Raw genomic sequence first — 15,383 nt, forward strand, 5'->3', positions numbered from 1 at the left:
AGCTTGTCCTGCTCCCGCCACTGCCCCCGCAGCCGCCTAATTCTGGCGTAGCCTCATACTTCTGTACCAAAACTGCTCACGGCGGATCACTCCTGCAACCTTCAACTGGGGAAATGTAGAACACATTTTGAGAATTGGTACGAAACTATGGAGGCTCCTGACGTCGAACCGAATCGACACATAAATCGCCCCCAACCCGACTTCGAACACACCAACTCACACCCCAACCAAAGATTCTCCAACTCGCAAGGCGAATTCCAAGTCAACATGAGATCTTTAAGTCATGGGAAAGGTTGGGGGACCACTCGTGCTACTAAGGGATACTAATACAGCAGGCAGACAACAGATCCACGCTAAGTACGCTTCGGGGGAACTCGTCCGCGTACGTAGAGGCGTATATCTGCCCACGCAAAAGCACCGACGGTTGACCAGAAGGCAACGAGAAAAACTACACATCGTAGCCACCGCCCTGACACGGCCGAGGTGCATATTGACGGGAAAATCGGCAGCACTCATACACGGCCTGGCCACGCCTTCATACACTTCAAATGGCATCACCGTAGAAATAGGCAATGCGACCAGCACTGGCAGGACGGAAAGAGGGTGCAAGTATCGCAACGTGCCAAATGACCATGAAAGCCGGGCGCAAACCGTCCAGACAGAATTCGGGGAAGTCAGAGCCAGCTCACTGATCGATACCTGCGCCGAGATGGCCCTATGGCATTCCACCCAGGCCGCAGTGACAGCGATCGAATCTGCGTTCCAACGAAGACCGTTGCACGTTGGTGAATGGGAGAAAATGGTTGAGCTCATCATTGAACGGGTAGCCGGCCGGAAAGGTGCGGCTCAAGCACGACAGGCATTGAAGCTGGTCACGCCGTTTTCTGAGAGCCCACGGGAATCAGAGCTCAAAGTCGCTTTGTGGAGAGCCGGGTTTCCTGTGCCCTACCAACAGGTCAATATCTATGCACGCACAGGCGAACTACTCGGCCGCGTAGACTTCATGTTTGAGTGCGGCCTGGTAGTGGAATACGACGGGCGCGTGAAGTATGACAACAGCCTAGGTACTCCCCTGGACCACGTACTTCTGAACGAGCGAAACAGAGAGAAAGCCCTGCAAAACGAGGGATTCGTGGTTCTACGCGTGGATGCGGATAGTTTTTGGGATCAGACTTATCTAGCGCAGATCCATAACTTGCTCAAGCACATGCAGAACGCAGGTTTCTCAGCACCCAAAGCGCAATGGCGAGCTGCTGGGCGCTCATGGAAGGAGTGAAAATCAACTGGGATTCATACTTCTGTACCAAAACTCAATCGGACAGAGCCATTCCCCAAGGTAAATGTCGTGCATGTGACTGGAACCTGCGAGTTTTGGTACGGAAGTATGACGCTTCCTCACCCCCCACTCACTGGCGCTTCCCCAATTGACCGGCATCAGACCCACATGGAGAAGCGCGCCACACCCGCGCCAACCCTCACACCAACACCCCCCACCAGCGCACAAAACCTCAGCACTCTGGCACGTTCACCGCGACGTTCGTCGCCAGTCCGCCACCCGCGGTCTCCTTGTACTTGTCGCTCATATCCGCGCCGGTCTGCTTCATCGTCTCGATCACCTCGTCCAGGCTCACGTGGTGTTCACCATCGCCGCGCAGAGCCATCTTCGCCGCATTGATGGCTTTACCTGCGGAGATAGCGTTGCGCTCGATGCACGGGATCTGCACCAGCCCGCCGATCGGGTCGCATGTCAGGCCCAGCGAATGCTCCATCGCGATCTCTGCCGCGTTCGCCACCTGCCGTGGCGTTCCGCCCAGCACTTCTGCCAAACCGGCCGCCGCCATGGATGCCGCGGATCCGACCTCGCCTTGGCATCCCACTTCCGCCCCGGAAATGGATGCGCGCTCTTTGTATAGCGAGCCCACAGCTCCCGCGGCCAGCAGGAATCGCCGCGCGGTATCTCGTTGCGATGCGCGCCCCGCCGGGGTGTAGTGCTGCGCATAGAACAGCACCGCCGGGATGATCCCCGCCGCCCCGTTTGTAGGCGCGGTAACCGCTCGCCCACCCGCGGCATTTTCTTCGTTCACGGCCAGCGCAATCAGGTTCACCCAGTCCTCGGAGAATTCCGCGGTTCGCCCGGGGTCCTCGTCCATGAGCTGGTCGTACCAGCGCTTGGCGCGTCGCCGCACTTGCAGCATGCCGGGCAGTAGCCCATCGCTCGCTACGCCGCGCTTGGCAGAGTCGCCCATGGCTTGTGCAATGGCATCGAGTCCGGCGTCGATTCCTTCATCGTCCCGCAGGGTGCGTTCGCACCGGCGTTGAATTTCTCCGACGCCAACCTCTCCCGCCTCCGCGAGTGCCACCAATTTCGCACCGGATTCAAAGACTGCCTCTCCGGTGATTTCTTCGAGTTGGGGGATGTCGTCTTCGGTGCGGATGAAGCCTCCGCCGATGGAGTAGTACGTCTGTTTGTAGGACGGTTGGCCATCGCCGAGGTTGGCTACGAACGTCACGGCGTTGGTGTGGATGGTTCGGCGGACGGCGGGGCGCAGGATGATGTCTTGGAAACCGCAGGTCACGGGGATGGACTCATCGCCTGCGAGCCGAAGTGCGCGACCGTCGCGGATCTCTTTGACCCGCACGGTGGAATAGTCCGGATCGATTTCGGAGGGGTCAGCGCCGTCGAGGCCTAGCAGGCAGGCTTCGAGGGTGCCGTGTCCAGTGCCGGTGGCGGCCAGGGATCCGTAGAGGATCACGCTGATGCTCAACCCGGAATCTGCGTGCGGGGTGACTACGTCTGCGAGCTTGCTGTGGTTGGTTTCCACATCTAACTTGGCCCTCGTGCCACCGCGCACCACTGTGCGCAGCTCGCGGGCGAAGCTCAGCCCGGCGCGCATCGGTCCGACGGTGTGCGACGAGGATGGGCCCACACCGATCCGGAACAGGTCAAAGACGCTGACTGTCACTTATTCGCCACCTTCTCCGCTGGATAGAACACGTACCGAGCCACCTGAGTGTGGGGTTAGTCGACCTGGAATTCGGCCATGCGGTCCCAGTGCGTCTTGCCTTCGATCAGCGTGTTGATGATCTCTGGGGTTTCCTTCAGCACAGTGGGGAACAGCTCGGTGGCCTTCTCAAAGTGCTCGGAGTTGACGTGCGCTTCCGCTGCGTCGTCTTCGAATCCTTCTACCAGGATGTATTCGGCTGGGTTGTCCTCGCTGCGGTACCAGTCGAAGAAGAGGTTGCCCTCTTCGGCGCGGGTGGCATCGGTGAATTCGGCCACCACGTCGCGGAAGTTATCCACGTATTCCGGCAGTGGCTTGAAGCGTACGTTGATGAGAATCATAGGGTTGGCCTCCTGTGCATTGTGAGCATGAGTGTCGCCCATCGTACTCCGCGCACAGTAGGGCTTTGTCCAACTAGTCCAGTGGTTCGATTTCGCTTTCCACGACCCACTTGTGGTTCTTCATGGTCATGCCATCGGCCTGGTAGTCCACCATGTAGACGGTCTCGTCCGTGGAGTAGGCGATGTCTCCCTTGGCGCCCTTCATGCCTGCCATGTGGTCGGCGAGGATGGTCACGGGCGTGCCGTCTGCGAGGCGCTGGTCGCCTGCGTTTTCCAGCTCTTCTTGCACGACCCATCGGTGGTCTTCCACGCGGGCGCCGCCATCGGTGGGGTCATAGTTCACCGAGTAGGTGTAGGTGTTAAACGCTCCGACGATGGTGGCTTTCGCCCCGTCCATGCCTTCCATGTGGTCGGCTGTGAGTCGCACGTCGGTGCCCACGGGGAACTTCGGGTCGGTGGCATCGGTGATGCCTTCAGGTGCCGGTCCGCCGTCCATTGGATGTTCCATGTCGTGGCTCGCGTTGTTTTCCATGGTGCTGTGATCATGGGTGGTTTGTTCCGCAGCTTCTTCAGCTTGGGAACATCCGGTTACCAACCCGCCGGTCAGCATGGCGCTCAGAGCGAGGCCGGTCAGCGTTCGCTTGTTCATTGTTCTCCTCGTTGCTCGTGGTTGTGCGGTCTAGCTGCGGGTGGCGCTGTATCCTGCTTCGTCTACAGCGTCGATGACGGCCTGATCGTCCACGGGCTGTTCGCTGGTGACCACGAGACGTCCGGTGTCTGCGCTGACCTCGATTTCGGTGACCCCATCGATGCCAGAGACTTCCTCGCGGACGGCGTTTTCGCAGTGTCCGCAGGACATTCCGGTGACGGTGTATTCAGCGGTAGCCATGGTGAATCCTCCTCGTTGATGATTGCTTCACCAACAAGCCTATACCCCCATAGGGTATACGGCAAGGCTCTCAACAACTACCCTTCGCGCTGCTCCGCTATCTCCAACCACCGCATTTCCAGCTCCTCGTGCTGCTCCTGCGCTTCCCTGACCTTGGCATCCAGCTCCGTTAGCTCATCCGCCGCCGAGGCATCGCTAGACATACGCTCGGCCACCTCTGCCATCTTTGCCTGCAGCTTCTCCAGTTCCTTGGACACCTTGCCCATCTTCCGTTCCACGGCATTCATCTCTTTTTGCAGCTCGCGGTCCTCTTGCGCGCTCAGCGTGGTTCTCGGTGCGCTGTTGTGGTTTTCCGACGCCACCTCAGCGACCGTCGCACCTCGATCCGTAGCCTGCGCCGCTTCCCCGCCCAGTGCCTTGTTATCGGGCGCCGTGGAACCCTGCTTCTTCCGGCGTTCCAGGTACTGCTCAATTCCACCCGGCAAGTTCGTCAGATTTTTATCCCCAAACAGCGCCCACGTGGAGTCACACACGCGCTCGATCAGATAGCGGTCGTGGGAGATCACCACCATGGTGCCCGGCCACGAGTCCAACAAGGACTCCAGCTCCTGGAGGGTGTCAATATCCAAATCATTCGTGGGCTCATCCAACAGCAGCACGTTCGGCTCAGCCATCAGCACGCGCGTCAGCTGCAGGCGGCGGCGCTCGCCACCAGACAGATCACCCACGGGCGTGCGCTGCCGCTTGGCGCTGAATCCCAGGCGCTCAGCCAGCTGCGAGGCGGACATTTCTTTGTCGCCAATAGTGACGTAACTGGCCACATCCTGGACTGCGTCGAGTAGGCGTCGGGAAGGATCAAGATCATCCAACTCCTGCCGCAACCAACCCAAACGCACCGTCTTGCCCTCCACGCGACGGCCGGAAACCAACGGATTTTCACCCGCGATGGTGCGCAACAACGTGGTCTTGCCAGAGCCATTCACGCCCACCAAACCAATGCGCTCACCGGGACCAAGACGCCAGGTCAGATCGTCCACCAAGGTGCGCCCGTCCGGGGTGGCCACCTCAGCATCCACCAAGTCGATGACCTTCTTGCCCTGGCGGCGAATAGAAAACTTCTGCAGCTCCACCGAATCACGCGGCTGTGGCACATCTGAAATCAGCGCCTCAGCAGCCTCAATGCGATAGCGCGGCTTGGACGTGCGCGCAGGAGCTCCGCGGCGCAACCACGCCAGTTCCTTGCGCGCCAAATTCTGCCGACGCTGCTCCGCCGCATCCGCCTGGCGCGCACGCTCCGCGCGGGCAAACGTCCAATCGTTGTAGCCACCCTCGTACACGTCCACCACGCCGTCGTGAACTTCCCACGTGGTGGTGGCAATCGTGTCCAAGAACCAACGATCGTGGGTGACCACCACCAGCGAGGTATTGCGTTGCAGTAGGTGCTCCGCCAGCCACTGCACGCCCTCCACGTCCAGGTGGTTTGTCGGCTCATCCAGAATCAACAGGTCCAGGTCCTGCACCAAGGCACCTGCCAGGCCGGTGCGGCGGCGCTCACCACCCGAAAGCTCGCGGACCTTCGTGTCCAGCCCCAACTCCGCGACGCCCAGCCCATGCAGCACCGCACGAATCCGCGGGTTGGACGCCCACTCGTAGGTCTCCACGCCCAACGGCTTGAGCACAGCATCCCCCACGGTGGTCTCGGCGAGAGTGTCATCGGTGAGCACTTCGCGAAGCACGTCCTGGTTCACCATCGCCATGCGCAGGTCATTGTTGCGCGACACACGACCGGAATCCGGCGTGTCCGCGCCGTACAAAATGCGCAACAACGTGGACTTTCCTCCACCGTTGAGGCCCACCACCCCCACACGATCGCTGGAGTTGATACCCAAGCTCACGCCGTCGAGGAGAGTCTTGAGGCCATAGGACTTGGACACGTTCTCCAAGTTGATGAGGTTGGTCACGCAGTGAACCTTTCGGGGTTGTGTGGTTATTTATTCGGTCAAGCCAGATTCGCGGATGACCGCAGCGTCCGCCAGCCGCGCATGTCCCGCAGGAGTGGTGGTGGTCATCGTCGCACTGGCCTTGCCAGACACGGACACGGCGGTGGCCACCTCGAGTGCATGCTCCGCATCGCGGCAAAGCATCGCGATGGTGGGGCCCGAACCAGACACGATACTCGCCAACGCGTCTGCTTCCTTGGCCGCGGCCAAGGTTTCTCGCAGCGAGGGAAGCAGGCTGATGGCTGGCGCTTGCAGGTCGTTGACCAGCAACGGAGCTAGTTGTTCAGGATCGCCACTGTGCAGCACGCGGATCAGCTCATCAGTAGAGCCCGCGTGGGAGTGCGAGCGCCCACTCTCCCGCTGCTTGTCTAGCTGCGCAAACACCTTCGGAGTGGACAGCCCGCGCTTGTCCGTGGCGATCGCCCAATGGTACGGGCCGCGAGCCATCACGCTGACCAGCTCATCGCCGCGTCCGGTGCCCAGAGCAGTCCCGCCCAGAAGGCAAAACGGCACATCGGCACCCAGGCTGGCTGCAATCCGATATTCCTCGTCCCGGCTCAGCACCACGTGGTCCCGGGTCTCATGATGCCGCGAGCAGTAGAACTCCACGGCCGCTACCAGCGCCGCAGCCGCATCCGCCGAGCCTCCGGCCATGCCCCCGGCCACCGGCACACCCTTATCTATGTGGATGGCCACGGGCGGGACCTGAAAGTCCGCGCCCATCTGCTGCGCCACGCGCTGCTGCACCGCGGCCACTGCGCGCACCGCGAGGTTCGTTTCGTCCCTGGGCACCAGATGTGCGTCATGTCCTTCCACGGTCACGGTCGCTCCTTTTTCCGACGCCACCTCCGTCAGATGCACCGTCTCCTGCAAAGCCACAGACTGAAAGACTGTCTCCAGATCGTGATAGCCATCATCCCGCACATCGGAGACTCCCAGATGCAGGTTGATCTTGCCGTGCGCGATCGCCGAGATAGTGATTGCCATCTGTTAGCCTTCCTGTCCTGCGCGTTCTGGGGCGTGGATTCCCTGGTGCATCGCCACCTTAGCCAAGGCAACAAACTGGGTAGTGGAGAGCTTCTCGCCGCGCTCCTTCGGGTCAATCTCGGCCTGCACCAAAGCCGCTTCCGCAGCCACACCAGAGCCGAACCAGCCAGAAAGTGCTGCGCGGAGAGTCTTGCGGCGCTGGAGGAAGGCGGCGTCGGCAAGAGAAAAAACGGTGCGCCGAAGATCCTCCTCGCCGGTGCCTGCGGGCAGGTCCTCCAACGACCACGGGCGGGTCTCCGCGGTCCACCGAACGATCTTGACTAGGCCAGAATCGATCTTCGGAGCCGGCCAGAACACATTCTTGCCAATGGTCGCCGCGCGGGTGACGCGGCCGTAGAATCCGGCCTTGACACTCGGCACGCCGTAGACCTTGGATCCGGAACCGGCTGCGAGTCGATCCGCGACCTCCAGCTGCACCATCACCAGCACTCGATCAATCGTCGGGAACTCGTGCATGACGTGCAGCAAGACTGGCACGGAGACGTTGTACGGCAGGTTCGCCACCAGTGCAGTGGGTAGTGGGCGATCCGCGGATTCGAAATCCTGCCGAGTGATGCGCAGCGCATCCTTGGGGATCACGTGGAAGCGATCCGCGAAGGGCTGCGCGAAATGCTCGATGGTTGCCGGAAGGCGCTGGGCGAGGCGCGGGTCAATCTCTACTGCGGTGACAGAGCCCACCGTGTCCACCAAGGCGAGGGTCAAAGATCCGAGGCCGGGACCGACTTCCACCACGGAATCTTCCGCGCCCACTTCCGCGGCACTGACGATCTTTCGCACCGTGTTGGGATCGTTCACAAAGTTTTGCCCCAGCTTCTTGGTGGGGGAAATGTCCAGCTCCTCGGCTAGTTCCCGCACCTGGATGGGGCCCAAAAGTTGCGCGCGGGCGGTGTCCGGGTCAGTCATGTGTCTCCTTTGCGACTTCTCACATGAGAATAGCCCAGCAAAGCGCTGGGCTAAATTTCTCGATGCACGTGACTGACGGCCCCTTGGGCTTGCACCTCAAGACTTGTGGGTGGTGGCGTGAAAGTTAGCTCAGGCCCATCTTGGAGGTACATGCAGGCCATGCGCCCCAACCCTGTGCAGCCTGTACCTTTTCTGCCACGGCGATCTGCTGCTCGCGGGTAGCCAGGTCAGCACGTGGAGCGTACTGGGTGCCGCCGAAGCCCTCCCACGTCTGCTGGGTGAACTGCAGGCCGCCGTAGAAACCGTTGCCGGTGTTGATGGCCCAGTTGCCAGTGGCCTCACACTGAACGAGCTCGTCCCACACGGTTCCGCCAGCAACGGCTGGAGCGCTCGCGGCTGCTGGTGCGGCAGGCTTGGTGCCCACGCTAACCACGCGCTCGCGCGCTGGGGTGAGCTCATCGCGCTTGATGACCTCGCGACCAGCCTCTTCACCGTTGACCTCGCGGATACGCACAGTCACGCGCTCGCGACCTGCCGCACCTGGGTTGACCACGGTTTCTTCGCCCTCAGGAGCGTTGGGATCCTCCACGCGACGAACTGGAGGCTCGATGTCTCGTTCTTCCGTGACTTCCTTGTTGCTCACGCGAAGCACGTCGACGTGCATGTTCTCCGTCAGTGGGGTGTCCGCGGAAGGGGTGACCTTATCGTCTGGACCCAGCGGAGTGCCACGCAGCTTGAAGATATCGCCCACGGTGGCTGCAGGAAGGCTCATGCGGCCTTCCTTTCCGCCATCGTTAATGGTGAAGAACTTGTTGGTAGAGATCTTCAGGTCCATGCCCTCCAGAGGGATGGACTGGTTGGAAGCGGTAGACAGCGCATCATTAGAGTCGCCGCGACCAATCTGGTTCAGCAGGTCGCCGACGGTCAGCGCGGTGGTGTCTACTTCGCTGGCTTTGCCGTCGATGATGAGGTTGACCTGACGGGTAGAGCGGACGGTGATGGTCTCGTCATTGTCCACGGACTCGCCGAGGGCTGGGGTAACCAGATCTTGGTCGCCCACGTTTACGCCGGCAGAATCCAGGATTCCCTGCACGTCGGAGGACATGGATGAAGCCTGCATGATCTCGCCGTTGACGTCGAGCGTGACGTCCTTCTGCGTTGCCACTGCAGCTCCGCCGCCAACCACCAGGGTGGCCAGCATGCCGCCCGTTGCTAGGCGCAGCGGGGTGGAGTTGGTGTGGTTAATGCGGTGCAGGTGGGACTTCTTCTTTGGTGACACTCGGTTCTTGCCTCTCACAGCTTCATCGCCGTTGTGTGGCGACGAAGAACTTCAGAAATTTCCCGCCTCGCAGAGGCAGGACTCGGGATCCTTCAAACAATCTTTTGTCACAATACGATAACGAAATGGTTACGTCCAAAATCTCGGCAAGATTGTCAGACAAATCACAGAAATCGCCCCCATCTGCACAAACAATCCAGTCACACGAGTTAACAGGCGTAAACATGAGCGCACAGCAGTAAGCGTGCGCCCCGTTTTATAACAAAAGCAACACGGATTACATCTCCGTAATTTCCCCGAGTCCGTAGATCCTGCGCGCATTTTCCGTCACCTGCGCCGCCAACGTAGCGGCGCTCACGTCACGCACATCCGCCAGCATCCGCGCGGTGTAGCCCACGAAGCTGGGCTCATTGCGCTGTCCGCGGAACGGTTCTGGGGTCATGTATGGCGCGTCAGTCTCCACCAGAATCTGCTCTGCTGGTGCGATCCTCGCTGCCTCCCGCATCTCCACATTGCGCTTGAACGTGGAATTGCCAGCAAAGGAGAGAATATAGCCACGCTCCAACGCTTCCTTCGCCACATCCAACGGCGAGGAGAAGCAGTGCAGGATGACGTTGACCGGCCGCGGCGCATCGTCCAGCACCCGCATCAGGTCCTCATCTGCTTCGCGATTGTGAATCATCAATGGCTTGCCGGAGCTGACCGCCAGATCGATGTGCCAGCGCAGTGCTTCTTCTTGCACGTCCAAGCTTGGCGTGGACTCGTCCTTGCCCAGCCAGTACGTATCCAACCCGGTCTCTCCGATGGCCACGCAACGTGGGTCGTCGGCCATCTCCGTCAGCCGAGCACGGGCCGCTTCATCGAGCTCGTGCGCGCGCGTCGGGTGGATCGCGCAGGCTGCCCACACTCGCGGGTGGAAGTGTGCAGCCTCGAGAGCACGTTCGGTCTCCTCGAATCCATCCCCCACTGTGCACACGCCGACTAGACCAGATCCCGCGGCACGATCCATGAGACGCTCCACCCCGTCGCGATATGTCTCAGGCGAGCCCCCTTGTTCGCTCTTGCGAAACGCGGAGTACAGATGCGTATGCGCATCAAACAGCGGGTAATGCTTTTCCGGAGGGACTGCAACTGGCCGAGACTTCTTAGACATGTCCCCCAACTTAGCGCGCTCAGCGCACTATTCGACAGGCGCTACCGGCGCCCACTCCGGCCCGGTAACACCCAACTCAGGATCCAGCTTCGGAAACAGCGGCTTCGGCTTAGACAGTGGAGTTCCCGGCTGCAGGTCCCGGCGGGCCCAGGTGGCCTGTTGGTCGTCGTAGTCTCCCATGATCACGGGGTACGAGCGTCCTTGTTCTGGCAAGCCGACGCCAACAGGTGTCCGTGGAGACTCATCCGTAACTTCCACGATCTTCGGCTGTGCGGCCCACACGCCCTGGCCACCTAAGGTTTCGAAGATCTTCTGCGCGCTAAACGGCAGATAGGGGGTCAGCAGGGTGTTGACGTCCGAGACAATCTGCAGCGCCACGTACAAGACAGTCGCCAGGCGCTCGCGCTGCGTTTCATCCTTCGCCAGCTTCCATGGCTCCATCGCGGCGATGTACTGGTTGGTACGCCCTGCGATACGCATGGCTTCGGTGATGCCCGCCTTGAAGCGGGACTTATCCAGCGCCTGTCCCACCACATCGAAAGCCTGGGCTGCTTCGTCCAGCAGTGCCTGATCCTCGGCCGTGAATTCACCGGGAGTGGGAACTTCCCCAAAGTTCTTATGCGCCATGGAGACGGTGCGGTTAACCAAGTTGCCCCATTCGTTGGCCAGCTCACCGTTGATGCGGCGTACAAACTCGTCCCAGGTGAAGTCCGTATCCGTGGTCTCTGGACCGGCCATGGCGATGAAATAACGCAGGGAGTCTGGGCCGAATTCGCGGAGAAAGTCGCGCACGTAGATCACGACGCCCTTGGAGGAACTGAACTTGGAACCAGACATCGTCAAGAATTCCGAGGAGACAACCTCCGTCGGAAGGTTCAAAGCCGGCTCCCCCAACGGACCGGGTTTTCCACCCTTGGTTCCCTTGCCGTCATAGCCGAGCAGCTCTGCTGGCCAGATCTGGGAATGGAAGGTGATGTTGTCCTTGCCCATGAAGTAGTAGCTCAGAGCCTCGGGATCATTCCACCACTTACGCCATGCTTCTGGTTGGCCGGTACGCCAAGCCCATTCGATCGACGCAGAAAGATAGCCCACCACGGCGTCGAACCACACATAGAGCTTCTTGGCATTATTGTCTTGCCAGCCCTCGATGGGAACGGGGATGCCCCAGTCGATATCGCGAGTCATCGCACGGGGACGCACGTCCTTGAGCAGGTTCAAAGAGAACTTCAGGACGTTCGGACGCCAGTCTTTGCGCTCGTGCAGCCACTCCTCGAGTGCACCAGCCAGGGACGGCAGATCCAGCATGATGTGCTCGGTGTCCACAAACCCTGGGGTCTCGCCGTTGATCTTGGAGCGCGGATCGATCAAATCCGCTGGATCCAGCTGGTTGCCGCAGGTATCGCACTGATCTCCGCGGGCATCCGTGGCGCCACAGATGGGACACGTTCCCTCGATGTAGCGGTCCGGCAGGGTGCGACCCGTGGATGGACTGATAGCACCGCGGGTGGTCTCCTTGACCATGTATCCATTGTCATTCAGGCCGGTGAACAGTTCCTGCACCACGGCGTAGTGATTGCGCGTGGTGGTGCGAGTGAACAGGTCATAGGACAGACCCAGTCCTGCGAGATCCTCAACGATGATGCGGTTGTAGCGATCCGCGAGTTCCTGAACGCTCACGCCTTCCTTCTCCGCCTGTACCAGCAGAGGGGTTCCGTGCTCATCGGTGCCGGAGACCATCAACACCTCGTTGCCCACCATGCGTTGGTAGCGGGCGAAAACATCCGAGGGGACACCGAAGCCTGCAACGTGACCGATATGGCGAGGGCCATTGGCATATGGCCAAGCAACGGAGGTGAGAACGCGTTTCGTCATGGCTCCTAGCGTATTAGATGGCGCGACAGATGGTGAATGCGGGCTGGGTGCACGCCGCGAAAGTCGGGCCGTTCCCCCATATCCATATCTTGCCTTCCAAAAGAAAAAATTTTCTCCAATATCTAAGATTACACCCGAGGGCAAGGATGAAATTGCACGTAGCAAACGTTTCTGCCTGCAGTTCTTGCACTTAGTAAGTAGCCACTTTTTTATTTCAGAACAAAACTAATAGTGTGAGGTTTTCAACGTTCTGCATCATTTCTTTACCCCTGTTTAATCCACTAGTGTAAAGTTTCTGTTTGTTTGTCACACCCAGTCCGGCGCAAGTTGATCTCCTTCCGCTGGGCTCCACCTGCTTTTCCTGAAGGAAATTTGTGCATCTCTCACGTTCGACCAACCTAGGTCTGCAGATCATTGCAGAGCTTTCTCGCCAGCAAGTACAGGCGGGTGAGACAACCCGGCTGACCGCCGCAGGCATCTCAGAAGCTCTCGGTGCCTCCCCCACTCACGTCGCCAAACTCACCTCGCGACTCGTGGAAATCGGCATCATTAAATCCTCCCGAGGTCGCGCCGGAGGCATTCACATCATCAAGGGCGGCTTGCGCTTCCGTCTCGGGGAATTGATCCGCAAGCTCGAAGGCCCAGTGGAACAGGTTGACCGATACATTCAGCCTCTCGTCGCCGAATCGAACGGCTCCAGCTCCGAGGCGCAGAGGTCCTTCGAACTCGTTCTGCAAGAAGCCGAAGATCGCTTCTACGCCGAGCTGGATAAGTTCACGGTGGCAGACGTTCTCGATCTCGATATTTCCGGCCAGCACTTCCTCATGAAGGACTAACGGCAAGATCTCGGTCTCCCCAGACAAAAAGGAGGCGCTCCGCACTTAGTGCGGAGCGCCTCCTTTTGCATTGCGCCAGGAAACCCGAGCGCTCGCTAGTTTAAGAACCTAGGACTTGTCCTTGACCACGCTAGGCGTGGTGGATTCGTAGGCTTCAAACAACTCTTCATCGGAGTAGGAACCAGCATCATCAGCAGCGGCAACAGCAGTATCAGCTGCCTGCCGTGCATCGTGCACAGCAGCCTGTGCTTGCTCCACGATGTCCTGAATGTCTTCCACCTTGATGACGTTGACCACGCCTTCATCCGTTTCCACATCGTGGATCGGCAACACGGAGCCTTCCTCTTCGGTGGTACCCACTGCAGCAGCGGGTGACTCACCGAATTCTTGGCGGTGCCAGGTCTCCTTTTTCTTCTGACCGATCCGGCGTATCTGGGACTGACGCAGCGTGTACTTGCGGTACTCCTTTTCTGCAAGGTGCGCAGGATCGTTCGCGAGACCGCGGGCGATGGCGAAGGTCAGACCGATGATGATCAGCACGAACGGGCTGGCCGCGATGATCGTCAGGTTCTGCAGGTTGGTCAACGCGTCTTCTCCACCGGTCGTCAGCATGACCACGGCGATCAAAGCCGTCAACAGGCCCCACACGACGGTGACCGAACGAGAAGCTGTTTCCTTACCGTTTTGCGACATCGAGCCCATCACGGTGGATGCCGAGTCCGCGGAGGTAATGAAGAACGTCGCCAGCAGCAGCATGGCGATGAGGCTCACGACCACGCCACCTGGGAACTCGTGCAGCAGCGTGAACAGCTGGGAGGTAGCGTCGCCGTCTCCCCAAATGGAACGACCTTCCTTCTCGAAGGTGATCGCCGTGCCACCGAAGATGGAGAACCATACGACGGAAACGATCGTTGGCACCAAGAGCACCACGATGACGAATTCGCGAATCGTGCGACCGCGGGAAATGCGGGCGATGAACATGCCCACGAATGGGGACCACGAGGTCCACCATGCCCAGTAGAAGATCGTCCACGCGTTCAGCCAAGACTCAGTTTCTTCACCAGCATTGGCAGAGCGGGATGCCATGTCAAAGAACTCAGATAGGTAGCTTCCCAAAGCGTTCGGGAAGTAGTTCAGGATGATCACCGTAGGGCCCACGATGAACACGAATAGCGCGAGGATCAGTGCCAGCACCATGTTGAAGTTGGACAGGTACTGAATTCCCTTGCCCACGCCAGAAGCAGCGGACACCAAGAAACACAGACCCAGCACGGCAACGATGGCGACGATAACCATCTGGCTTGGGTTGGTCACCAGATCATTAACTTCCAGACCAGAGCGAATCTGCAGGGCACCAAGACCCAGAGATGCCGCAGTACCGAACACCGTGGCGAAGATCGCCAAAATATCGATGACCGAACCAATAGGCCCCTCGGCGCGCTTCTTGCCAATCAGCGGGATGAAGGCAGCGCTCAGCAACTGCTTGTTACCCAGGCGGTAGGAGGAGTAGGCAATGGCAAGCGCCACGACGGAGTAGATCGCCCATGGGTGCAGGCCCCAGTGAAAGATTGTGGAGGCGAAAGCAGGTCCGGCCTGTTCCGCTTCATGTCCTGGCACGCCGTTGCGGAAGAACGTCAGTGGCTCGGTGGTTCCGTAGAACATCAGGCCAATGCCCATGCCAGCAGCAAACAGCATGGAAATCCAGCTCACCGTGCTGAATTCCGGACGCTCGTTTTCCTTGCCCAAACGGATGTGGCCGAACTTGCTCATAGCCACGAAGAGGACGAATCCCACGAAAGCAGTTCCGGCCAGCATGAACAGCCAACCGAAGTCTTCCACCAGGTAGTTCAGGACGTTTCCTGATACTTCCGCGAAGGAATCCTTGCCGATGAGGCCCCACAGAACTACCGCAGCCACCAACACTACGGCCGTGATTGTCACGACCCAGTTGATGGACATATTGTCCTGGTCTGCCTCGCTCTCTACATGTCTCGTATTATCCTGAACGTCAGTCATTCCTTCTACACTGCTGTGTTTCGGCTCACTAATCAACTTCTTAGA

Annotated in this window: 13 protein-coding genes; 2 read left to right on the forward strand and 11 right to left on the reverse strand. The window is 59.6% G+C overall.

The window, feature by feature from the left end; translation table 11 throughout:
• The first annotated feature begins 619 nt into the window (after nt 1–619).
• On the forward strand, nt 620–1,276 hold the full coding sequence (locus IM764_RS03030; RefSeq protein WP_228073277.1) for a hypothetical protein: 657 nt from the start codon (nt 620–622) through the stop codon (nt 1,274–1,276).
• A gap of 232 nt (nt 1,277–1,508) precedes the next feature.
• Here IM764_RS03030 and IM764_RS03035 read toward each other — a convergent pair whose 3' ends face one another.
• From IM764_RS03035 to metG, 10 genes are all read right to left on the reverse strand, one after another.
• The gene (locus tag IM764_RS03035; RefSeq protein ID WP_194186849.1) at nt 1,509–2,963 is read right to left on the reverse strand and encodes an L-serine ammonia-lyase; all 1,455 of its coding nucleotides are present in this window, start codon (nt 2,961–2,963) and stop codon (nt 1,509–1,511) included.
• A gap of 56 nt (nt 2,964–3,019) precedes the next feature.
• Nucleotides 3,020–3,343, reverse strand: a complete 324-nt coding sequence (locus IM764_RS03040) for a putative quinol monooxygenase (protein ID WP_194186850.1) — start codon at nt 3,341–3,343, stop codon at nt 3,020–3,022.
• A gap of 73 nt (nt 3,344–3,416) precedes the next feature.
• Nucleotides 3,417–3,992 (reverse strand): YdhK family protein, encoded by a 576-nt coding sequence (locus tag IM764_RS03045; RefSeq protein ID WP_194186851.1) that lies wholly within the window; start codon nt 3,990–3,992, stop codon nt 3,417–3,419.
• 30 nt (nt 3,993–4,022) lie between these two features.
• Nucleotides 4,023–4,232 carry a heavy-metal-associated domain-containing protein gene (locus tag IM764_RS03050; RefSeq protein ID WP_194186852.1) on the reverse strand — a complete coding sequence of 70 codons (210 nt, stop codon included), beginning with the start codon at nt 4,230–4,232 and terminating at the stop codon, nt 4,023–4,025.
• A gap of 77 nt (nt 4,233–4,309) precedes the next feature.
• Nucleotides 4,310–6,193 carry an ABC-F family ATP-binding cassette domain-containing protein gene (locus IM764_RS03055; RefSeq protein WP_194186853.1) on the reverse strand — a complete coding sequence of 628 codons (1,884 nt, stop codon included), beginning with the start codon at nt 6,191–6,193 and terminating at the stop codon, nt 4,310–4,312.
• A gap of 30 nt (nt 6,194–6,223) precedes the next feature.
• Complete coding sequence (locus tag IM764_RS03060; protein WP_194186854.1) at nt 6,224–7,219, reverse strand: 4-(cytidine 5'-diphospho)-2-C-methyl-D-erythritol kinase; 996 nt, start codon at nt 7,217–7,219, stop codon at nt 6,224–6,226.
• Between the two features lie 3 nt (nt 7,220–7,222).
• Nucleotides 7,223–8,182 (reverse strand): 16S rRNA (adenine(1518)-N(6)/adenine(1519)-N(6))-dimethyltransferase RsmA, encoded by a 960-nt coding sequence (rsmA, locus tag IM764_RS03065; RefSeq protein WP_194186855.1) that lies wholly within the window; start codon nt 8,180–8,182, stop codon nt 7,223–7,225.
• A 124-nt stretch (nt 8,183–8,306) separates the two neighbouring features.
• Entirely contained in the window at nt 8,307–9,461 is a 1,155-nt protein-coding gene (locus IM764_RS03070) for a transglycosylase family protein (protein WP_312587494.1), read from the reverse strand.
• 277 nt (nt 9,462–9,738) lie between these two features.
• Complete coding sequence (locus IM764_RS03075) at nt 9,739–10,614, reverse strand: TatD family hydrolase (protein ID WP_194186856.1); 876 nt, start codon at nt 10,612–10,614, stop codon at nt 9,739–9,741.
• A gap of 27 nt (nt 10,615–10,641) precedes the next feature.
• Complete coding sequence (gene metG, locus IM764_RS03080; RefSeq protein ID WP_194186857.1) at nt 10,642–12,486, reverse strand: methionine--tRNA ligase; 1,845 nt, start codon at nt 12,484–12,486, stop codon at nt 10,642–10,644.
• Between the two features lie 374 nt (nt 12,487–12,860).
• Between metG and IM764_RS03085 the strand changes: the two genes are divergently transcribed.
• A complete protein-coding gene (locus tag IM764_RS03085) occupies nt 12,861–13,322 on the forward strand; it encodes an Rrf2 family transcriptional regulator (protein ID WP_194186858.1) in 462 nt (153 codons plus the stop codon).
• Nucleotides 13,323–13,430: 108 nt separating this feature from the next.
• Here IM764_RS03085 and IM764_RS03090 read toward each other — a convergent pair whose 3' ends face one another.
• Complete coding sequence (locus IM764_RS03090) at nt 13,431–15,338, reverse strand: BCCT family transporter (protein ID WP_194186859.1); 1,908 nt, start codon at nt 15,336–15,338, stop codon at nt 13,431–13,433.
• Nucleotides 15,339–15,383 lie beyond the last annotated feature (45 nt).

The organism is Corynebacterium sp. ED61, assembly GCF_015233855.1.
Classification (GTDB): Bacteria; Actinomycetota; Actinomycetes; order Mycobacteriales; family Mycobacteriaceae; genus Corynebacterium; species Corynebacterium dentalis.

What these genes read in the sequence shown, in the direction of transcription:
- IM764_RS03040 (WP_194186850.1), bottom strand. Translation starts at nt 3,343, where the DNA reads ATGATTCTCATCAACGTACGCTTCAAGCCACTGCCGGAATACGTGGAT.
- IM764_RS03045 (WP_194186851.1), bottom strand. Translation starts at nt 3,992, where the DNA reads ATGAACAAGCGAACGCTGACCGGCCTCGCTCTGAGCGCCATGCTGACC.
- IM764_RS03050 (WP_194186852.1), bottom strand. Translation starts at nt 4,232, where the DNA reads ATGGCTACCGCTGAATACACCGTCACCGGAATGTCCTGCGGACACTGC.
- IM764_RS03060 (WP_194186854.1), bottom strand. Translation starts at nt 7,219, where the DNA reads ATGGCAATCACTATCTCGGCGATCGCGCACGGCAAGATCAACCTGCAT.
- rsmA (WP_194186855.1), bottom strand. Translation starts at nt 8,182, where the DNA reads ATGACTGACCCGGACACCGCCCGCGCGCAACTTTTGGGCCCCATCCAG.
- IM764_RS03075 (WP_194186856.1), bottom strand. Translation starts at nt 10,614, where the DNA reads ATGTCTAAGAAGTCTCGGCCAGTTGCAGTCCCTCCGGAAAAGCATTAC.
- metG (WP_194186857.1), bottom strand. Translation starts at nt 12,486, where the DNA reads ATGACGAAACGCGTTCTCACCTCCGTTGCTTGGCCATATGCCAATGGC.
- IM764_RS03090 (WP_194186859.1), bottom strand. Translation starts at nt 15,338, where the DNA reads ATGACTGACGTTCAGGATAATACGAGACATGTAGAGAGCGAGGCAGAC.